At 62.2% G+C, this 18,133-nt stretch carries 18 protein-coding genes; 16 read left to right on the top strand and 2 right to left on the bottom strand.

All coding sequences use genetic code 11. From position 1 onward, the window contains the following. Positions 1-54: 54 nt before the first annotated feature. A complete protein-coding gene (locus DXT77_RS26225; protein ID WP_119429749.1) occupies positions 55-2,502 on the bottom strand; it encodes an acyl-CoA dehydrogenase in 2,448 nt (815 codons plus the stop codon). A 247-nt stretch (positions 2,503-2,749) separates the two neighbouring features. Here DXT77_RS26225 and DXT77_RS26220 point away from each other — a divergent pair, with 247 nt between their 5' ends. The 4 genes from DXT77_RS26220 (at position 2,750) to DXT77_RS26205 (ending at position 5,916) form a co-directional block, all read left to right on the top strand. Continuing rightward, positions 2,750-3,409, top strand: a complete 660-nt coding sequence (locus DXT77_RS26220; RefSeq protein WP_119429748.1) for a transglutaminase family protein — start codon at positions 2,750-2,752, stop codon at positions 3,407-3,409. Between the two features lie 43 nt (positions 3,410-3,452). After that, positions 3,453-4,076 (top strand): glutathione S-transferase family protein, encoded by a 624-nt coding sequence (locus DXT77_RS26215; protein WP_119429747.1) that lies wholly within the window; start codon positions 3,453-3,455, stop codon positions 4,074-4,076. A 131-nt stretch (positions 4,077-4,207) separates the two neighbouring features. Next, positions 4,208-5,140, top strand: a complete 933-nt coding sequence (locus DXT77_RS26210; protein WP_119429746.1) for an ABC transporter ATP-binding protein — start codon at positions 4,208-4,210, stop codon at positions 5,138-5,140. Further along, on the top strand, positions 5,137-5,916 hold the full coding sequence (locus tag DXT77_RS26205; RefSeq protein WP_085710947.1) for an ABC transporter permease: 780 nt from the start codon (positions 5,137-5,139) through the stop codon (positions 5,914-5,916). Before DXT77_RS26210 ends, DXT77_RS26205 begins: the two co-directional genes overlap by 4 nt. Before the next feature lie 54 nt (positions 5,917-5,970). On the opposite strand, the gene DXT77_RS26200 is transcribed toward DXT77_RS26205, so the two are convergent. Beyond that, a complete protein-coding gene (locus tag DXT77_RS26200; protein ID WP_119429745.1) occupies positions 5,971-6,489 on the bottom strand; it encodes a DUF2062 domain-containing protein in 519 nt (172 codons plus the stop codon). A gap of 136 nt (positions 6,490-6,625) precedes the next feature. Here DXT77_RS26200 and DXT77_RS26195 point away from each other — a divergent pair, with 136 nt between their 5' ends. The 12 genes from DXT77_RS26195 (at position 6,626) to DXT77_RS26140 (ending at position 18,073) form a co-directional block, all read left to right on the top strand. Further along, positions 6,626-8,869: a DNA internalization-related competence protein ComEC/Rec2 gene (locus DXT77_RS26195; protein ID WP_119429744.1), complete on the top strand. Its 2,244-nt coding sequence runs from the start codon at positions 6,626-6,628 to the stop codon at positions 8,867-8,869. A gap of 78 nt (positions 8,870-8,947) precedes the next feature. Continuing rightward, positions 8,948-9,583 (top strand): MotA/TolQ/ExbB proton channel family protein, encoded by a 636-nt coding sequence (locus DXT77_RS26190; RefSeq protein ID WP_162803506.1) that lies wholly within the window; start codon positions 8,948-8,950, stop codon positions 9,581-9,583. Further along, positions 9,580-10,008, top strand: coding sequence for a biopolymer transporter ExbD (locus tag DXT77_RS26185; protein ID WP_007950767.1), 429 nt, complete (start codon positions 9,580-9,582; stop codon positions 10,006-10,008). Before DXT77_RS26190 ends, DXT77_RS26185 begins: the two co-directional genes overlap by 4 nt. After that, a complete protein-coding gene (lpxK, locus tag DXT77_RS26180) occupies positions 10,008-11,018 on the top strand; it encodes a tetraacyldisaccharide 4'-kinase (RefSeq protein ID WP_119429743.1) in 1,011 nt (336 codons plus the stop codon). Before DXT77_RS26185 ends, lpxK begins: the two co-directional genes overlap by 1 nt. A 24-nt stretch (positions 11,019-11,042) precedes the next feature. After that, positions 11,043-11,228: a Trm112 family protein gene (locus DXT77_RS26175; protein WP_003179363.1), complete on the top strand. Its 186-nt coding sequence runs from the start codon at positions 11,043-11,045 to the stop codon at positions 11,226-11,228. Next, entirely contained in the window at positions 11,225-11,989 is a 765-nt protein-coding gene (gene kdsB, locus DXT77_RS26170) for a 3-deoxy-manno-octulosonate cytidylyltransferase (protein WP_119429742.1), read from the top strand. The genes DXT77_RS26175 and kdsB overlap by 4 nt, the downstream gene beginning before the upstream one ends. Continuing rightward, entirely contained in the window at positions 11,989-12,453 is a 465-nt protein-coding gene (locus tag DXT77_RS26165; RefSeq protein ID WP_119429741.1) for a low molecular weight protein-tyrosine-phosphatase, read from the top strand. Before kdsB ends, DXT77_RS26165 begins: the two co-directional genes overlap by 1 nt. Further along, positions 12,450-13,469, top strand: coding sequence for a UDP-N-acetylmuramate dehydrogenase (gene murB / locus DXT77_RS26160; protein ID WP_119429740.1), 1,020 nt, complete (start codon positions 12,450-12,452; stop codon positions 13,467-13,469). Before DXT77_RS26165 ends, murB begins: the two co-directional genes overlap by 4 nt. 245 nt (positions 13,470-13,714) lie before the next feature. Next, the gene (locus tag DXT77_RS26155) at positions 13,715-14,185 is read left to right on the top strand and encodes a (2Fe-2S)-binding protein (RefSeq protein ID WP_085710940.1); all 471 of its coding nucleotides are present in this window, start codon (positions 13,715-13,717) and stop codon (positions 14,183-14,185) included. Next, complete coding sequence (locus tag DXT77_RS26150; protein WP_119429739.1) at positions 14,182-16,503, top strand: xanthine dehydrogenase family protein molybdopterin-binding subunit; 2,322 nt, start codon at positions 14,182-14,184, stop codon at positions 16,501-16,503. The genes DXT77_RS26155 and DXT77_RS26150 overlap by 4 nt, the downstream gene beginning before the upstream one ends. Next, on the top strand, positions 16,503-17,480 hold the full coding sequence (locus DXT77_RS26145; protein WP_119429738.1) for an XdhC family protein: 978 nt from the start codon (positions 16,503-16,505) through the stop codon (positions 17,478-17,480). The genes DXT77_RS26150 and DXT77_RS26145 overlap by 1 nt, the downstream gene beginning before the upstream one ends. Then, positions 17,477-18,073 carry a nucleotidyltransferase family protein gene (locus DXT77_RS26140; RefSeq protein ID WP_119429737.1) on the top strand — a complete coding sequence of 199 codons (597 nt, stop codon included), beginning with the start codon at positions 17,477-17,479 and terminating at the stop codon, positions 18,071-18,073. Before DXT77_RS26145 ends, DXT77_RS26140 begins: the two co-directional genes overlap by 4 nt. The last annotated feature ends 60 nt before the right edge of the window (positions 18,074-18,133 follow it).

Raw genomic sequence — 18,133 nt, 5'->3', positions numbered from 1 at the left:
AAACGGGCGCGGGAGTATAAAGCCCCTGCGCCCGTTTTTCACTGATTGAAGGGATCAGCGGATTTTGCCGTCCGCCGGTTTCAGCTCCTCTTTGTCGAAGTCATCGACATCGATCACCTTGCGCCGCGCCGCTTCGGCATCACGCAGGGTCTGGGCTTCCACCGCCTGCAACACCCCGGCTTCCAGTGCCGCATCGATGGCGTGTTCGCCGGCGACCGGCTTGACCTGGCCGCTCTTGAGCGAGGTGTGCAGTTTCTTGTGCAACGGTTGCGCAGCGTTCAACTGATCGCAGGCGTGCTGCAGTGCGCCGACTGCATCTTCCGCCGATTGCGGGCGATAGCATCCGGCGAGCAACTCTTCCAGCGCCGGATCGCCCTTGGCCCGACCGATGACCGCCGCCACTTCGGCACCGAGTCTGTCCGACGGGCCTTCGTGACGACGACCGAACGGGAACACGATCACGCGCAACAGGCAGCCGAAAACCCGGTTCGGGAAGTTGGTCAGCAGTTCATCCAGAGCCTTTTCCGACTGGCCGAGGCTTTCTTCCATGGCCCATCTGAACAGCGGTTCCATGTACGCCGGGGAATCGAGGTCGTGGTAGCGCTTGAGCGCTGCGGAGGCGAGATACAGGTTGCTCAGCACATCGCCCAGACGGGCCGACAGCCGCTCGCGGCGTTTCAGTTCGCCGCCCAGCAGCATCATGCTCAGGTCGGCCAGCATGGCAAATGCGGCAGCCTGCCGGTTGAGCGCGCGGAAATAACCCTGGCTGAGTTTGTCGCCCGGCGCATGTTCGAAATGGCCGAAACCAAGGTTCAGCACCAGTGTGCTGGCGGCGTTGCTCACGGCAAAACCAATGTGTTTGAGCAGCAGGCCATCGAACTCCTTGAGTGCCTGATCCTTGTCCTCACGCCCGGCGAGGGCCATTTCTTTCAGTACGAACGGATGGCAGCGAATCGCGCCCTGGCCGAAGATCATCAAGTTGCGCGAAAGAATGTTCGCGCCTTCCACGGTGATGAAGATCGGCGCGCCGTTCCAGCTGCGACCCAGATAGTTGTTCGGGCCCATGATGATCGCCTTGCCGCCATGCACATCCATGGCGTGGCTGATGCACTCGCGACCGCGTTCGGTGAGGTGATACTTGAGGATCGCCGACAGCACCGAAGGCTTCTCGCCCAGATCAACCGCGTTGGCGGTCAGCATCCGCGCAGCGTCCATCATCCACGCATTGCCGCCGATGCGGGCCATGGCTTCCTGGATACCTTCGAAGGCCGACAGCGGGACGTTGAACTGTTCGCGAATCTGCGCATATTGCCCGGTGACGAGACTGGTGAACTTGGCCGCACCGGTACCCACCGCCGGCAGCGAAATCGAACGCCCGACCGACAGACAATTCATCAGCATCATCCAGCCCTTGCCGAGCATGTCCTGGCCGCCGATGAGGAAGTCCAGCGGAATGAACACGTCCTTGCCGGAGTTGGGGCCGTTCATGAACGCGGCGCCCAGCGGCAGGTGGCGGCGGCCGATTTCCACGCCGGGAGTATCGGTCGGGATCAGCGCCAGGCTGATGCCCAGGTCTTCCTTGTCGCCCAGCAGGTGATCCGGGTCATAGGCCTTGAAGGCGAGACCGAGCAGGGTCGCGACCGGACCGAGGGTGATGTAGCGTTTTTCCCAGTTCAGGCGCAGGCCGAGGGTTTCCTGTCCTTGCCATTCACCCTTGCAGATGATCCCGGTGTCGGGCATGGCGCCAGCGTCGGAACCAGCGAGCGGGCCGGTCAGCGCGAAGCACGGTATATCGTCACCCCGGGCCAGTCGTGGCAGGTAATGATTGCGTTGTTCGTCGGTGCCGTAGTGCAGCAGCAGTTCGGCCGGGCCGAGGGAGTTGGGCACCATCACGGTGGAGGCGAGGTCGCCGCTGCGGGTTGCCAGCTTCATCGCGACTTGGGAGTGGGCGTAGGCTGAGAAACCTTTACCGCCGAATTCCTTGGGAATGATCAGGGCGAAGAAGCCGTTCTCCTTGATGTGGGTCCAGGCCTCTGCCGGCAGGTCCATCGACTGGCCGATCTGCCAGTCGGTGACCATGGCGCAGAGCTCTTCGGTCGGGCCGTCGATGAACGCCTGCTCTTCTTCGCTCAGTTGCGCCTTGGGATAGGACAGCAGTTTTTCCCAGTCCGGACGGCCACTGAACAGTTCACCGTCCCACCACACCGTGCCGGCATCGATCGCATCGCGCTCGGTCTGCGACATCGGCGGCAGGGTTTTCTGGAACCAGCTGAACAGCGGCGCGCTGAAGTGTTTGCGGCGCAGATCCGGCAGCAGCAACGGAGCCGCGACGATGGCCAGTACGACCCAGAAGATCAGCAGCAACCAGCCTGGTGCGTGGCTGAAAATCCCCATCGCCAGCAGGTAAGCCGCGACGATCCCCAGTGCCGGCAGCGGGGCGATGCGCCGGTGGGCCAGATACGCCACACCGACGATCAGAACCAGTATCCACAACAACAGCATATTCAATCCTCCGTGAACCAGGGCGAACGACCCTCCAGAGCTTAGACGGCATCTGCAAAACGGGGCGGTCAGAACAAGTTGATCTAAATCGTGGGAAACCCTGGATGGCTTTTGTAGTTTCGGTGGGCAACACGCGTAGGAAATCGTTCGCAGACTCCGCGGCTTTGCGTCCATGTTTGGCCGAAACGTCGTTATCTCTGTGCTGATCCTCTCGCTAGACTCCGGGTTCACCCAGGAGAATTTCGTCATGCGCGAGTATCTGAGCCCCGGCCGCTTCATCGATAGTGACCACCCCTCGGTGGTGGAGTTCGCAGAACGGCACCGTGGTACCAGCCGCGACCCGCGTGCGCAGGCGGTCAGTCTTTATTACGCCGTGCGCGAGGCGGTGCGTTACAACATGTACACCTTCAGCCGCGACCCGCAGACCTTGCGCGGCAGCTACGCGCTGGCGGCGGGCGAAAGTTATTGCGTGCCCAAGGCCACGCTGCTCGCCGGTTGCGCGCGCCATTGCGGGATCCCCGCACGCATCGGTCTGGCGGATGTGAAAAATCATCTGTCGACGCCGCGCCTGCTTGAACTGCTGAGAAGCGAAGTGTTCGCCATGCATGGTTATACCGAGCTGTTTCTCAACGATCGCTGGGTGAAAGCCACGCCCGCGTTCAACCAGAAACTCTGCGAAATGTTCAACGTTGCGCCGCTGGAATTCGACGGCATGAACGACAGCGTTTTCCACCCGTACAACAGCGATGGCGCGCTGCTGATGGAGTACCTGGTCGATCACGGCCAGTTCGCCGATGTACCGGAATCCTTTTTCTTCGAGCATTTGCAGAAATGCTATCCGCACCTGTTCAACGATCAGCAGACGCCACTGTCCAGTGACCTGCGCGATGATGTCGGCAGCCGCTGATACGGCGTATGCTGCTCGCCCACTCAATGGAAAAGAGGCGGTCATGCTGAAGATCTGGGGTCGCAAGAATTCGTCGAATGTCAGAAAACCGTTGTGGGCTGCCGAAGAACTCGGGCTGGCCTATGAGGCGATCGATGCCGGTGGCGCGTTTGGTGTGGTCGACACGCCCGAGTACCGGGCGATGAACCCGAACGGTCGGGTGCCGGTGATCGAAGACGACGGTTTTGTGTTGTGGGAATCCAATGCCATCGTTCGCTACCTGTTGGCCAGGCACGCGGCGAACACCTCGTGGTATCCGGCGGATCTGCAGACCCGAGCGATCGCCGACAAGTGGATGGACTGGACCACGTCCAGTTTCGCCGGGCCATTTCGCACGGTGTTCTGGGGCGTTCTGCGCACCCCGACGGACAAGCAGGACTGGCCGGCGATTCATGCCGCGATCAAGGAATGCGAAGGCTTGCTGGCCATGGCCGATCAGGCCCTGAAAAACCAGCCATACCTGTCCGGCAGTGAAATCGGCATGGGCGACATTCCGCTCGGCAGTTTCATTTATGCCTGGTTCGAGATGCCGATCGAGCGCGCGCCGATGCCGCATCTGGAGGCCTGGTACGCGCGACTGAAGCAGCGTCCGGCGTATCGCAAAGCCGTCATGACCGCGTTGACTTAATACCTACTATCGACACACTTGACTGTACTTGTGCGGCGGCGGCAAGCACCATTGCGCTTGTGCGCCGCGGTTGTCTTCCTCGCCGTCCGCCGTCATTCAGTCCTTTTTCTCTTCTTGGTGCGTAATCCGATATGAGTTCCGCTCTGTCCATCCGGCAGCTAACCAAAACCTACGGCAACGGGTTCCAGGCCTTGAGTGGTATCGATCTGGACGTCGCCGAAGGTGACTTCTTCGCCTTGCTCGGCCCCAACGGCGCCGGCAAATCCACGACCATCGGCATTCTCTCGACCCTGGTGAACAAGACCAGCGGCACGGTGAATATCTTCGGTCACGACCTGGACAAGAACCCCGCGGCGCTCAAGCGCTCGATCGGTGTGGTGCCCCAGGAATTCAACTTCAACCAGTTCGAAAAGACTTTCGACATCGTCGTGACCCAGGCCGGCTATTACGGCATTCCGGCGAAAGTCGCCAAGGAACGCGCCGAGCAGTACCTGACCCAGCTCGGCCTGTGGGACAAGCGCGATGTGCCGTCGCGTTCGTTGTCCGGCGGCATGAAGCGCCGTCTGATGATCGCTCGGGCACTGGTGCACGAGCCGCGTCTGCTGATCCTCGACGAACCGACGGCCGGGGTGGATATCGAACTGCGTCGTTCGATGTGGACGTTCCTCACCGAACTGAACCAGAAAGGCATTACCATCATCCTCACCACGCACTACCTGGAAGAGGCTGAGCAGCTGTGCCGCAACATCGGCATCATCGACCACGGCACCATTGTCGAGAACACCAGCATGCGTCAGTTGCTCGGGCAACTGCATGTGGAAACCTTCCTGCTCGACCTGAAGAGTGATCTGGCGGTTGCACCGCAACTGGTCGGTTATCCGTCCCGTCTGGTGGATGCGCACACCCTGGAAGTCCAGGTCGACAAGTCCATGGGCATCACCGCGCTGTTCGGCCAACTGGCCCTGCAGAACATCGAAGTGCTGAGCCTGCGCAATAAAACCAATCGCCTCGAGGAGCTGTTCGTGTCCCTGGTGGAGAAAAATCTGTCGAAGGTGGCAGTATGAGTTCGGAGCTGCGCCCCAACCTCGTCGCCCTCAATACCATCGTTTACCGCGAAGTCCGGCGCTTCACGCGGATCTGGCCGCAGACCCTGCTGCCGCCGGCGATCACCATGGTTCTGTACTTCGTCATCTTCGGCAACCTGATCGGCAAGCAGATCGGCGGCATGGGCGGCTTCAGTTACATGGAGTACATCGTGCCGGGGCTGATCATGATGTCGGTGATCACCAACTCCTACGGCAACGTGGTGTCGAGTTTCTTTGGCAGCAAGTTCCAGCGTTCCATCGAAGAACTGATGGTGTCGCCGGTGTCGCCACACACCATCCTGATCGGCTATACCCTCGGTGGCGTGCTGCGCGGCCTGATGGTCGGCGTCATCGTGACGATCCTGTCGCTGTTCTTCACCAGCCTGCAGGTGCATCACCTGGGCGTTACCGTGCTGGTGGTGGTGCTGACAGCGACGATCTTCTCGCTGCTGGGTTTCATCAACGCCGTGTTTGCGCGCAACTTCGATGATATTTCGATCATCCCGACGTTCGTGCTGACCCCGCTGACCTACCTCGGTGGCGTGTTCTATTCGATCACCTTGCTGCCGCCGTTCTGGCAGACCGTGTCGCTGGCGAACCCGGTGCTGCACATGGTCAACGCCTTCCGTTACGGCATTCTCGGTGTGTCGGATATCCGCATCGGTATTGCGATCACCTTCATGCTGGTGGCGACCGTGGTGCTTTACTTCGGTTGTGCGCGGTTGCTGGTGAGCGGTCGCGGGATGCGTACCTGATTCATCCGGTGCTGCAATAAAAAACGGCCTCCCACTGCGGAGGCCGTTTTGCATTCAGGACTGGCGACTTTTCTTGCGTCGCGCCCATTGCCGGGCGACCCACCAGCGCCAGTACATCATCACCAGACAATAGGCGAGGGCCCCCAGCGCCAGCCCGACCACCACCGAACCGAGCAGAAACGGTTGCCACAGGGTCGAGAGTTCGCCGCTGATCCACTCCCAGTTCAATGAGTCCGGCAGGGTGCGGGCGGGGATGTCCATCAGCCACGCCCCGACTTTGTAGGTGCAGTAGAACACCGGCGGCATGGTGACCGGATTGGTCAGCCAGACCAGGCTGACGGCAATCGGCATGTTGCCGCGCACGGTGATGGCCAGCGCGGCGGCCACCAGCATCTGCGCGGGAATCGGCAGGAAAGCCGCAAAAATGCCGACGGCCATGGCCCGGGCTACCGAGTGCCGGTTCAGGTGCCAGAGGTTCGGGTCATGCAGCAACTTGCCGAGAAAGCGTAAGGATTTGTGTTCCCTGATGCTCGTCGGGTCGGGCATGTAACGTTTGAATAAGCGCCGGGGCATAAGGCTTCTCGGTCGGTTAAGGCGGCAAGTATGTCTGGATTCTACGAAGCGCCCATTCAGACTTTGTGACAATTGTTGACGACGCCTGTGCTCCACAGAGGCTATGCCTGAAGAGGGGACTCTCAAGGACGGGCGTATGCGCACAGGGATGATGGCGCTGGCAGTCGGTCTGCTGGCCCCGGTTTTTTTGCCGGCCTTGCCGCCGGTCGGGTGGATGCTGTGGTTGCCGGTGGTGGCACTGATGCTGTTGCCGTTTCGCAGTTATCCGCTGGCATTTTTGCTGTTCGGCTTCGCCTGGTCGTGCATCGGTGCGCAGTGGGCGCTGGATGAGCGACTGCCAGTGGCGCTGGACGGCGAGACGCGCTGGGTGGAAGGACGGATAGTCGGCCTGCCGCAGAGCGGCGACGGGGTCGTGCGCTTCGAGTTGGCCGATGCCCGTTCGCGTCACGGAAAACTGCCACCGTTGATGCGCCTGGCCTGGTACGACGGGCCACCGGTCAACAGCGGTGAGCGCTGGCGGTTGGCGGTCAAACTCAAACGTCCCGGCGGGCTGCTCAATCCCGATGCCTTCGATTACGAGGCCTGGTTGCTGGCGCAACGCATCGGCGCTACCGGCACGGTGAAGGACGGCAACCGGCTGTCGGCTGCGCAGTGGGCCTGGCGGGACGGCATCCGACAGCGTCTGCTGGCGGTGGACACTCAGGGCCGGGGTGCTGCGCTGGCGGCGCTGGTACTGGGTGACGGCTCGGGGCTCAGTCGCGAGGACTGGCAGATCCTGCAGGACACCGGCACCGTGCATCTGCTGGTGATTTCCGGACAGCACATTGGTCTGCTGGCGGCGGTGATGTATGGGCTGATCGCGGGGCTGGCGCGATTCGGTGTGTGGCCGTTGCGTTGGCCATGGCTGCCGTGGGCCTGTGGTCTGGCGTTCGCGGCGGCGTTGGGTTACGGGCTGCTGGCCGGGTTCGATGTGCCGGTGCGACGAGCCTGCGTGATGGTTGCGCTGGTGTTGCTGTGGCGATTGCGTTTTCGCCATCTCGGTGCCTGGTGGCCGTTGTTGCTGGCCTTCAATGGTGTGCTGCTGATGGACCCGTTGGCCAGTCTGCGCCCGGGATTGTGGTTGTCGTTCACGGCGGTGGCTGTGTTGATTTTTACCTTCGGCGGTCGTCTGGGGCCGTGGCGCTGGTGGCAGACCTGGACGCGGGCGCAATGGTTGATCGCAATCGGTTTGTGCCCGGTGTTGCTGATTCTGTGCCTGCCGATCAGCCTCAGCGGGCCATTGGCCAATCTGCTGGCGGTGCCGTGGATCGGTTTTGCAGTGCTCCCGCCGGCATTGCTCGGCACTTTGTTGTTGCCGATTCCTTATGTCGGTGAGGGTCTGTTGTGGTTGGCCGGCTGGCTGGTTGATGGATTATTCCGGGCTTTGGCCTTGATCGCCGGGCGCTGGCCGGCGTGGGTTGCGCCATCGATGCCGGGATGGATTCTGGTGCTGGGCTGCATCGGTGCCGTGTTGTTATTGCTGCCCCGAGGCATTCCCTTGCGTCCCCTGGGCTGGCCGTTGCTGCTGGTGCTGGCATTTCCGCCCCGGGAGCGGCTGGCGGAAGGCGTGGCGGATGTCTGGCAGCTCGACGTCGGCCAGGGGCTGGCGATTCTGATCCGCACCCGTCACCACACATTGCTGTACGACAGCGGTCCGCGTTTCGGCGACTTTGACGTCGGTGAACGGGTGGTGCTGCCGGCCTTGTACAAGCTGGGCGTGGAGCGGCTCGACCTGATGCTGCTCAGCCATGCCGACGCCGACCACGCCGGTGGCGCGTTGGCGGTGGCAAACGGCTTGCCGGTCAGCCGGGTGGTCAGCGGCGATCCGCCGGGGCTGCCTGAATCGCTGAACGCTGAAACCTGTGAAAGCGGTCGGCAATGGCGGTGGGATGGCGTTGCCTTTCATCTATGGCAATGGGCCGGTGCCCAAGACAGCAATCAACGCTCCTGCGTCCTGCAGATCGAAGCCAACGGCGAGCGGTTGCTGCTGACCGGCGATATCGACGTCGCTGCCGAACGGGATTTGCTTAACAGTGTATTGGCGATCCCTACTCAATGGCTGCAAGCCCCGCACCATGGCAGCCGCAGTTCCTCATCGATGGCGTTGCTCAAGGTTTTGCAGCCTCGGGATGTGCTGATTTCCCGGGGGCAGGGCAATTCGTTCGGGCATCCGCATCCGACCGTCATCGCCCGGTACCGCAAGCAGGGTTTGCGCATCCATGACAGCGCCGAACAGGGTGCCATTCATCTGCAACTGGGCCGGTTTCAGCCGGCCCGGTCGATGCGTCAGCAACGCCGGTTCTGGCGCGACCCGCCGCAGCCGGGAGCGACGCACCGTTGAGTACGGTCGTCGGGGCGACGGGTCTTTATCGCGAACCGGTATGGTAAAGTGGCGCACTTTTTCGAGGGGGCTGTCACTGTGTGGGAATTGGTCAAATCCGGCGGCTGGATGATGTTGCCGATCATTCTGAGTTCCATCGCCGCCATGGCGATCGTCGCCGAACGCCTGTGGACGCTGCGCGCCAGTCGCGTCACCCCCGAGCATCTGCTGGGTCAGGTCTGGGTCTGGATCAAGGACAAGCAGCTCAACAAGGAAAAACTCAAGGAATTGCGCGCCAACTCGCCGCTGGGTGAAATCCTCGCTGCGGGCCTGGCCAACTCCAAGCATGGTCGCGAGATCATGAAAGAGTGCATTGAAGAAGCCGCCGCCCGTGTCATCCACGAGCTGGAGCGCTACGTCAATGCGCTGGGCACCATCGCCGCCATGTCGCCGTTGCTGGGTCTGTTGGGCACGGTGCTGGGCATGATCGACATTTTCAGCGCCTTCACCGGTTCCGGCATGACCACTAACGCGTCGGTATTGGCCGGTGGTATCTCCAAGGCGCTGATCACCACGGCGGCGGGCCTGATGGTCGGTATCCCGTCGGTATTCTTCCACCGTTTCCTGCAACGCCGCATCGATGAACTGGTGGTCGGCATGGAGCAGGAAGCGATCAAACTGGTGGAAGTGGTGCAGGGCGACCGTGACGTCGATCTGGCCGGGGGCAAAGCGTGAAATTCCGTCGCAAGCCCCGGGAAACCATCGATATCAACCTCGCGTCGCTGATCGACGTGGTGTTCATTCTGCTGCTGTTTTTCGTCGTGACCACCACCTTCACCCGCGAAACCCAGCTGCGCGTCGATCTGCCGGAAGCGGTCAGCGGCTCGCCGGCCGAGGATCAGCAGGTCAAGCAGCTGGACGTGGCCATCAGCGCTGAAGGTGTGTTCTCGGTGAACAACAAGATTCTGCCGAAGAACGACCTGGCGACCCTGATGGAAGCCATGCAGAAAGAAGCCAACGGTGACACCAACATGCCGTTGTCGATCAGTGCCGATGGCAAGACCCAACATCAATCCGTGATCACCGCCATGGACGCGGCCGGCAAGCTCGGTTTCAGCCATTTGCGCATGACCACGGTCGAGGCGGCGCCCAAATCCTGATGGCCATGTCCGATCGTCTGCTCGCCGCGTGGTATCAGGGGCATCCGGCCCTGACGCTGTTGCGGCCGCTGGAGTGGCTGTATCGCCGCGTGGTGGCTGGCAAGCGTCAGCGTTTTCTCGACGGGGAAGGCGAAATCTATCAGTCGCCGGTGCCGGTGATCGTGGTCGGCAACATCACCGTTGGCGGCACCGGCAAGACGCCGATGATTCTGTGGCTGATCGAACACTGTCGGCGCAGCGGATTGCGGGTCGGCGTGGTCAGTCGCGGCTACGGCGCCAAGCCGCCGCAATTGCCGTGGCGGGTCGAAGCCGATCAAGGTGCCGACATCGCCGGCGACGAGCCGCTGCTGATCGTGCAGCGCACCGGTGTGCCACTGATGATCGACCCGAATCGCGGCGCTGCCGTCAAAGCCCTGCTTGCCAGCGAACCGCTGGACCTGATCCTGTCCGATGACGGCATGCAGCACTATCGACTGGCACGGGATCTTGAGCTGGTGTTGATCGACGCTGCCCGTGGGTTGGGCAACAAGCGCTGCCTGCCCGCCGGCCCATTGCGTGAACCGATCGAGCGTCTGCAAAGCGTCGATGGCGTGCTGTTCAACGGTGCCCCTGAGGATCGCGAGGACGGATTCGCTTTCTGTCTGCAACCCACGGCGCTGGTCAATCTGCTCAGCGGCGAACGCCAGCCTCTCGAACATTTTCCAGCCGGCCAGGCACTGCACGCAGTCGCCGGGATCGGCAATCCTCAACGTTTCTTCAATACCCTCGAAGCGCTAGACTGGCGGCCTGTGCCCCACGCGTTTGCCGATCACGCCGAATACAGCGTGCAGGCCTTGAGTTTTACGCCGTCATTGCCAGTGGTGATGACTGAAAAGGACGCGGTGAAGTGCCGCGCTTTCGCTGCCGCCGACTGGTGGTACCTGGCGGTCGATGCCGTGCCGTCGTCGGCCTTCGTGGCCTGGTTCGACACGCAGCTGATGCGCCTGTTGCCGGATCGTCTTTTGCCTTAAACCGTTTTTATCCAGGGAATGTTCATGGACACCAAATTGCTCGACATCCTCGCCTGCCCGGTCTGCAAAGGCCCGCTCAAGCTCAGCGCCGACAAGACCGAACTGATCAGTAAGGGCGCCGGCCTGGCGTACCCGATCCGTGACGGCATCCCGGTGATGCTGGAAAGCGAAGCCCGCACCCTGACCACCGACGAGCGTCTGGATAAATGACCACAGCCTTCACCGTTGTCATCCCGTCGCGCTACGCCTCGACCCGTCTGCCGGGCAAGCCGCTGCTGGAAATCGCCGGCAAGCCGATGATCCAGCACGTCTGGGAGCAGGCGAGCAAAAGCAGCGCCAGCCGTGTGGTCGTGGCTACCGACGATGCGCGTATCGTCGAGGCCTGCAAGGCTTTCGGCGCCGAAGTGGTGCTGACCCGTGAAGATCACAACTCCGGCACTGACCGCCTGGCCGAAGTGGCTGCGAAGCTGGGCCTGGAGCCGGATGCCATCGTGGTCAACGTCCAGGGTGACGAACCGCTGATCCCGCCAAGCGTGATCGATCAGGTCGCCGCCAATCTTGCGGCCCACACCGAAGCGCGGATGGCCACCCTGGCCGAGCCGATCGAGGACGTGGGCACCCTGTTCAACCCGAACGTGGTCAAGGTCGTCAGCGACCTCAACGGTCTGGCGCTGACCTTCAGTCGTGCGACCCTGCCATGGGCCCGCGACGCGTTCGCCAAGAGCCGCGACGTGCTGCCGGAAGGCGTGCCGTATCGCCGCCATATCGGCATCTATGCCTACCGCGCCGGTTTCCTTCAGGACTTCGTGAGCTGGGGGCCGTGCTGGCTGGAAAACACCGAATCCCTCGAGCAGCTGCGTGCCCTGTGGCACGGCGTGCGGATTCACGTGGCTGACGCATTGATCGCGCCGCCAACCGGAGTCGACACCGCCGAAGACCTCGAGCGCGTCCGTCGCCTGCTGGAGGCCTGATGCGCGTTCTGTTCGTGTGCCTGGGCAACATCTGCCGCTCTCCCACCGCCGAAGGCGTGATGCGCGCCAAGCTGCGTGAGGCCGGTCTGGACGCTCAGGTCGAAGTGGCTTCCGCCGGCACCGGCGACTGGCACGTCGGCAATCCGCCGGACAAACGCAGTCAGGCTGCGGCCAGACTGCGTGGTTATGACTTGTCGGCGCAACGTGCTCAGCAGGTCAGCCGCGCCGATTTCGCCAGCTACGACCTGATCCTCGCCATGGACAACAGCAACCTGCGCAACCTCAAGGCCTTGCAACCGTCCACCGGCAAGGCCGAGCTGGACCTGTTCCTGCGTCGCTATGAAGGCGAAGTCGATGAAGTGCCGGATCCGTATTACGACGGCGATCAGGGTTTCGAGCAGGTGCTGGATCTGATCGAGCGCGCCTGCGACCGGTTGCTGATCGAAGTGAAGGGCCGGTTATGAGTTTGCAGGTACACCCTCAGGTTTCCCTGAAACCGTTCAACACCTTTGGTGTGGATGTTCGTGCGCAACTGTTCGCCGAAGCCCACAGCGACGCCGATGTGCGCGAAGCCCTGACTTATGCGACCGCCCACGATGTGCCGTTGCTGGTCATCGGCGGCGGCAGCAATCTGCTGCTGACGGCGGACATCCCGGCACTGGTGCTGCGCATGGCCAGCCGTGGCATCCGCGTCATCAGCGACGATGGTAACCGCGTGGTGATCGAGGCCGAGGCGGGCGAGCCGTGGCACCCGTTTGTCCAGCACACGCTGGCGCTGGGCTTTTCCGGGCTGGAAAACCTCAGCCTGATCCCTGGCACTGTCGGCGCCGCGCCGATGCAGAACATCGGTGCCTACGGTGTCGAGATCAAGGACGTGTTCGCCGGCCTGACGGCGCTGGATCGCCAGAGCGGCGAGCTGCGCGACTTCAATCTGGAGGAGTGCAACTTCGCTTACCGCGACAGCGTGTTCAAACAGCAGCCGGGTCGTTGGTTGATCCTGCGGGTGCGCTTTGCACTGGATCGAGTCGCCCATCTGCATCTGGAATACGGCCCGGTGCGTCAGCGCCTGACCGAGCTTGGCATCGAGCAACCGACGCCGACAGATGTCAGCCGTGCCATTTGCAGCATCCGCAGCGAGAAGCTGCCGGACCCGGCGGTGCTGGGCAATGCCGGTAGTTTCTTCAAGAACCCGCTGGTGTCGGCGACTGTGGTTGCGCAGATCAAGGCGCAGCATCCCGACCTGGTGGCCTACGCGCAACCGGACGGGCAGATGAAGCTGGCGGCGGGTTGGTTGATCGAACGGGCAGGCTGGAAAGGTTTCCGTGAGGCCGATGCCGGCGTGCATAAATTGCAGGCGCTGGTGCTGGTCAATTACGGCGCGGCGACCGGGCTGCAACTGCTCGATCTGGCGCAACGTATCCAGAAAGACATTGCAGAACGTTTCAATGTCGAACTGGAAATGGAGCCCAACCGTTATTGAGGCTACGCTTTCAAGGCGCAATCCAAAGCCCTGCACTATTTAAAAAGTGCAGGGCTTTTTTGTTAATCCCGGGTTAACTTAGCCAGCTAACGATAAACCCCTTTGCTCCACCAAAGGCCCGGTGCAGACGTTTTCGTCGGCACAAGAGAGCCTCATTAGCCTGAGTCGATCTGCGTGAACCCACCGCTGATTTCCGGCGGCAGATTGCTCGACCCCATAACCTCCATGAATATGCGGGCGTGCCCATGATTACCCTGAAACTCAATGGCCAAGATCATCCACTCGATGTCACCGAGGACATGCCCCTGTTGTGGGCAATCCGTGACGTCGCCGGTTACAACGGCACCAAGTTCGGCTGCGGCATGGGCCTGTGCGGCGCCTGCACCATTCATATCGACGGATTGCCGGTGCGTAGCTGCATCACGCCGATCGGTTCGGTGGCCGGGCAGAATGTAACGACCATCGACAACCTTCACGCCGATCCGATTGGCCAGATCGTCCAGCAAGCCTGGCTCGACACTGCCGTGGCCCAGTGCGGTTTCTGTCAGGGCGGGCAGATCATGTCCGCCACCGCGTTGCTCAAGACCAACCCGAACCCGAGCGACGAGCAGATCGAAGAGGCGATGGTCGGCAACATCTGCCGTTGCGGCACCTACAACCGGATCAAGACCGCCATCCGCCAGGCCTCCACTCACCTGAAGGAGGCCAAGGCATGAGTCGCTTGCCGAACGATTTCGCCCTGAGCAATCTGAGTCGCCGGGGCTTCCTCAAGGGTGTCGGCGCCACAGGTGCGTTGGTACTGGCCGCGAGCTGGGGCTGGCAGGATGCATTGGCTGAAGACAAACCGAAGAAATTCGGCGCCGATGGCATGCCCAACGGCTGGATCGATGATCCGAAGGTCTACGTCAGCATCGCCGCCGACGGTACGGTGACCGTGGTCTGCAACCGCTCGGAAATGGGCCAGGGCGTGCGCACCAGCCTGACCATGGTGGTCGCCGATGAATTAGAGGCCGATTGGGCCCACGTCAAAGTGCAGCAGGCGCCGGGTGATGAAGTGCGTTTCGGCAACCAGGACACTGACGGCTCCCGCAGCATGCGCCATTGGTACGAGCCGATGCGTCGTTGCGGCGCGGCTGCCCGGACCATGCTGGAGCAGGCAGCCGCCGCACAGTGGAAGGTGCCGGTCAACGAATGCCGCGCGCAACTGCACAAAGTCATTCACACGCCGTCCGGGCGCGAGCTGGGTTATGGCGAGTTGGCCGCTGCCGCCAGTGCGTTGCCGGTTCCGGGCCGTGATAGCCTGCGGCTCAAGCAGCCGTCGGAATTCCGCTACATCGGCAAGGAAGGGACGAAGGCCATCGATGGCGATGACATCGTCAACGGTCGAGCCGTGTACGGGGCCGACGTGCATTTCGACGGCATGCTGTACGCCGTGATCGCCCGCCCTGCGGTGTACGGCGGCAAGGTCAAGTCAGTGGACGACAGCGTCGCGCTCAAGGTGCCGGGCGTGCTGAAAGTCATTCAGATCGAACCCCGCCCTTTGCCTTCGGAATTCCAGCCGTTGGGTGGCGTGGCCGTGGTGGCCAGCAACACCTGGGCGGCGCTCAAGGGGCGTGAAGCGCTGAAGATCGAGTGGGACGATGGCCCGAACGCCAGTTACGACTCGATCGCCTATCGCAAGGAACTGGAAGCCGCTTCGCTGAAACCGGGCAAAGTGGTGCGCAACACCGGCGACATCGAAAAGGCCATCGGTAGCGCTGCCAGCACCCTGGAAGCTTCTTACTACTTGCCGCATCTGGCACAGGCGCCGATGGAGCCGATGGTGGCCATCGCTCGCTATAAAGAGGGCGTGTGCGAAGCCTGGGCGCCGAGTCAGGCGCCGCAGGTCACCCGTGAGCGGATCGCCGAACGCCTTGGCTTGCCGTTCGATAACGTGACCTTCAACGTGACACTGCTCGGCGGTGGTTTTGGTCGCAAGTCCAAACCGGACTTCGTTGTCGAAGCCGCGATCCTTGCCAAGGAGTTTCCCGGCAAGGCTGTGCGGGTCCAGTGGACGCGGGAAGACGACATCCACAATTCGTATTTCCACACCGTATCGGCCGAGTACCTCAAGGCCGGCGTCGGCAAGGACGGTTTGCCGTCTGCCTGGCTGCACCGCACGGTGGCGCCGAGCATCACCGCGCTGTTTGCGCCGGGCATGAATCACGAAGCCGCGTTCGAGCTGGGCATGGGCTTCACCAACATGGCTTACGCGATTCCCAACGTGCGTCTGGAAAACCCTGAAGCCACGGTGCACACGCGAGTGGGCTGGTATCGCTCGGTGTCGAACATTCCCCATGGCTTCGCGATCCAGAGTTTTGTCGATGAACTGGCGCACAAGGCCAAGGAAGACCCGCTCAAATACCAGATCAAATTGCTCGGCCCGGATCGACAGATCGACCCGCGCACGCTCAGTGAAGAATGGAACTACGGCGAATCCCCCGAGCGTTATCCGATCGACACCGGGCGTATGCGCACCGTGCTGGAAACCGCAGCCAAGGCCGCCGGTTGGGGGCGGAAATTGCCCAAGGGCCGCGGCCTCGGCCTGGCAGTGCATTACAGCTTCGTGACTTATGTGGCGGCGGTGATCGAAGTCGAGGTCAAGGATGACGGTACGCTGATCGTGCACAAGGCCGACATCGCCGTGGATTGCGGGCCGCAGATCAACCCTGAGCGGATCCGTTCGCAGTTCGAAGGCGCCTGTGTGATGGGCTTGGGCAATGCGGTCTGGGGCGAGATCAGCTTCAAGGACGGCAAGGTGCAGCAGGACAACTTCCATATGTATGAAGTGGCGCGCATGTCACTGGCACCGAAGGAAGTCGCGGTGCATCTGGTGACGCCGCCGGGCGAGGTGCCGCTGGGCGGTGTCGGTGAGCCGGGCGTGCCACCGATTGCGCCGGCACTGTGCAATGCGATCTTCGCCGCGACCGGCCAGCGCATCCGCAGCCTGCCGGTGCGTTACCAGTTGCAGGGCTGGCAAAAGGCGCAAGCGTGATGGACAGCGCCGATCTCAATGTCCTGCGCAGCGTGCTCGAATGGCGCCGCGCCGGGCAGCGGGTGGTGTTGTTCACTGTCGTGCAGACCTGGGGCACTGCGCCCCGGGCCCCCGGCGCGATGCTGGCGTTGCGCGAGGACGGCGTGGTGATCGGTTCGGTGTCCGGCGGCTGTGTCGAGGACGATCTGATCGCCCGCTTGCACGACGGGCGAATTCCCGCCGACGGGCCGCCGGTGCAGTTGATCACTTATGGCGTGACCCGGGAGGAGGCGGCGCGGTTCGGCCTGCCGTGCGGCGGCACTTTGCGCCTCACCGAAGAGCGAGTCGGCGATCCGGCATGGGTCGCCGAATTGCTGGCGCGTTGTGAGGCTCATGAAATCGTTGCTCGCGAGCTGAACCTCGAAAACGGTGAAGTGATTCTTTCGCCGGCGAGCAAAACGGATGCATTGGTTTTTGATGGCAAGACCTTGCGTGCCATCTACGGCCCGCGCTGGCGTCTGCTGCTGATCGGTGCCGGACAGTTGTCGCGCTATGTGGCCGAGATGGCGCGATTGCTGGATTTCGAAGTATTGATCTGCGATCCCCGGACCGAGTTCGTGTATGACTGGGAAGAGCAGCATGGCCGTTTTGTCCCCGGTATGCCGGATGAGGCGGTGCTGAGCATTCAGACCGACGAACGCACCGCCATTGTTGCCCTGACGCACGATCCGCGTCTGGACGACATGGCGTTGCTGACGGCGCTGGATTCCAGGGCGTTTTACGTCGGTGCCCTGGGCTCGCGCGTCAACAGTCTCAAGCGCCGGGAATATCTGGCTGAGCTAGGCTTGTCGCAAGCGGCCATCGCTCGATTGCACGGGCCGATCGGTTTGCCGATCGGCAGTCATTCCCCGGCGGAAATCGCATTGTCGTTGCTGGCGGAAATCGTCGCGATCAAGAATGGTGTCGAGTTGAAGCAGAAGAAGGCAGAGCGCGCATGAGTCGATCCATTGGAGTGATTGTGCTGGCGGCAGGCGAGGGCAGCCGCTTTCGCGAAGTGGCGGGTGTCGACAAGGACAAGTTGCTGGCCGATTGCACAGGGCGTGACGGGGCCGTGCGCTCGGTGATCGAGCAGACGCTGGTGAATCTGCCGACGAGTCTCGACAAGCGAGTACTGGTGACGACCGAAGCACGGCCACAGGCGATGCGGATGGCGCAGGCTTATGGGTGTGACATTGTTTCGATCGAGTCTACGGGGATGGGCGACAGCATCGCGGCGGGCGTGGCGGCTTGCCCGGATGCTGACGGCTGGCTGATTGTGTTGGGCGATATGCCGTTCATCCTGCCGTCGAGCATTGAGCGGGTGGTGGCGGCAATTGCCGACGATGCGGTCAGTGTTCCGGTGCAGGGTGGCGAGTTTGGGCATCCGGTCGGATTTGGTCGCTCGTTTGGGCCGGGGTTGATGGCATTGTCCGGTGATCGCGGGGCCAGACCTTTGTTCAAACAGGGGCGGGTAGTGGAAGTGGCGGTTGATGATCCCGGTGTGCTGTGGGATATCGATGTACCCCAGGCGTTGGTTTTTCCGCAGGTCTGATACAAACCGCGAGGCATAAAAAAGCCCCGCCTGGATCACCAGGCGGGGCTTTTTATTGGC

Origin of the sequence: Pseudomonas sp. 91RF (assembly GCF_003576265.1) — a bacterium.
GTDB classification, from domain to species: domain Bacteria; phylum Pseudomonadota; class Gammaproteobacteria; order Pseudomonadales; family Pseudomonadaceae; genus Aquipseudomonas; species Aquipseudomonas kribbensis.
Note: the sequence above shows the minus strand (reverse complement) of the source record. Positions and strands in the feature narration are given on the sequence as shown.

Coding starts and splice junctions, on each gene's coding strand:
- DXT77_RS26225 (WP_119429749.1), bottom strand. CDS start 2,502: ATGCTGTTGTTGTGGATACTGGTTCTGATCGTCGGTGTGGCGTATCTG.
- DXT77_RS26220 (WP_119429748.1), top strand. CDS start 2,750: ATGCGCGAGTATCTGAGCCCCGGCCGCTTCATCGATAGTGACCACCCC.
- DXT77_RS26215 (WP_119429747.1), top strand. CDS start 3,453: ATGCTGAAGATCTGGGGTCGCAAGAATTCGTCGAATGTCAGAAAACCG.
- DXT77_RS26210 (WP_119429746.1), top strand. CDS start 4,208: ATGAGTTCCGCTCTGTCCATCCGGCAGCTAACCAAAACCTACGGCAAC.
- DXT77_RS26205 (WP_085710947.1), top strand. CDS start 5,137: ATGAGTTCGGAGCTGCGCCCCAACCTCGTCGCCCTCAATACCATCGTT.
- DXT77_RS26200 (WP_119429745.1), bottom strand. CDS start 6,489: ATGCCCCGGCGCTTATTCAAACGTTACATGCCCGACCCGACGAGCATC.
- DXT77_RS26195 (WP_119429744.1), top strand. CDS start 6,626: ATGCGCACAGGGATGATGGCGCTGGCAGTCGGTCTGCTGGCCCCGGTT.
- lpxK (WP_119429743.1), top strand. CDS start 10,008: ATGGCCATGTCCGATCGTCTGCTCGCCGCGTGGTATCAGGGGCATCCG.
- DXT77_RS26175 (WP_003179363.1), top strand. CDS start 11,043: ATGGACACCAAATTGCTCGACATCCTCGCCTGCCCGGTCTGCAAAGGC.
- kdsB (WP_119429742.1), top strand. CDS start 11,225: ATGACCACAGCCTTCACCGTTGTCATCCCGTCGCGCTACGCCTCGACC.
- DXT77_RS26165 (WP_119429741.1), top strand. CDS start 11,989: ATGCGCGTTCTGTTCGTGTGCCTGGGCAACATCTGCCGCTCTCCCACC.
- murB (WP_119429740.1), top strand. CDS start 12,450: ATGAGTTTGCAGGTACACCCTCAGGTTTCCCTGAAACCGTTCAACACC.
- DXT77_RS26155 (WP_085710940.1), top strand. CDS start 13,715: ATGATTACCCTGAAACTCAATGGCCAAGATCATCCACTCGATGTCACC.
- DXT77_RS26150 (WP_119429739.1), top strand. CDS start 14,182: ATGAGTCGCTTGCCGAACGATTTCGCCCTGAGCAATCTGAGTCGCCGG.
- DXT77_RS26145 (WP_119429738.1), top strand. CDS start 16,503: ATGGACAGCGCCGATCTCAATGTCCTGCGCAGCGTGCTCGAATGGCGC.
- DXT77_RS26140 (WP_119429737.1), top strand. CDS start 17,477: ATGAGTCGATCCATTGGAGTGATTGTGCTGGCGGCAGGCGAGGGCAGC.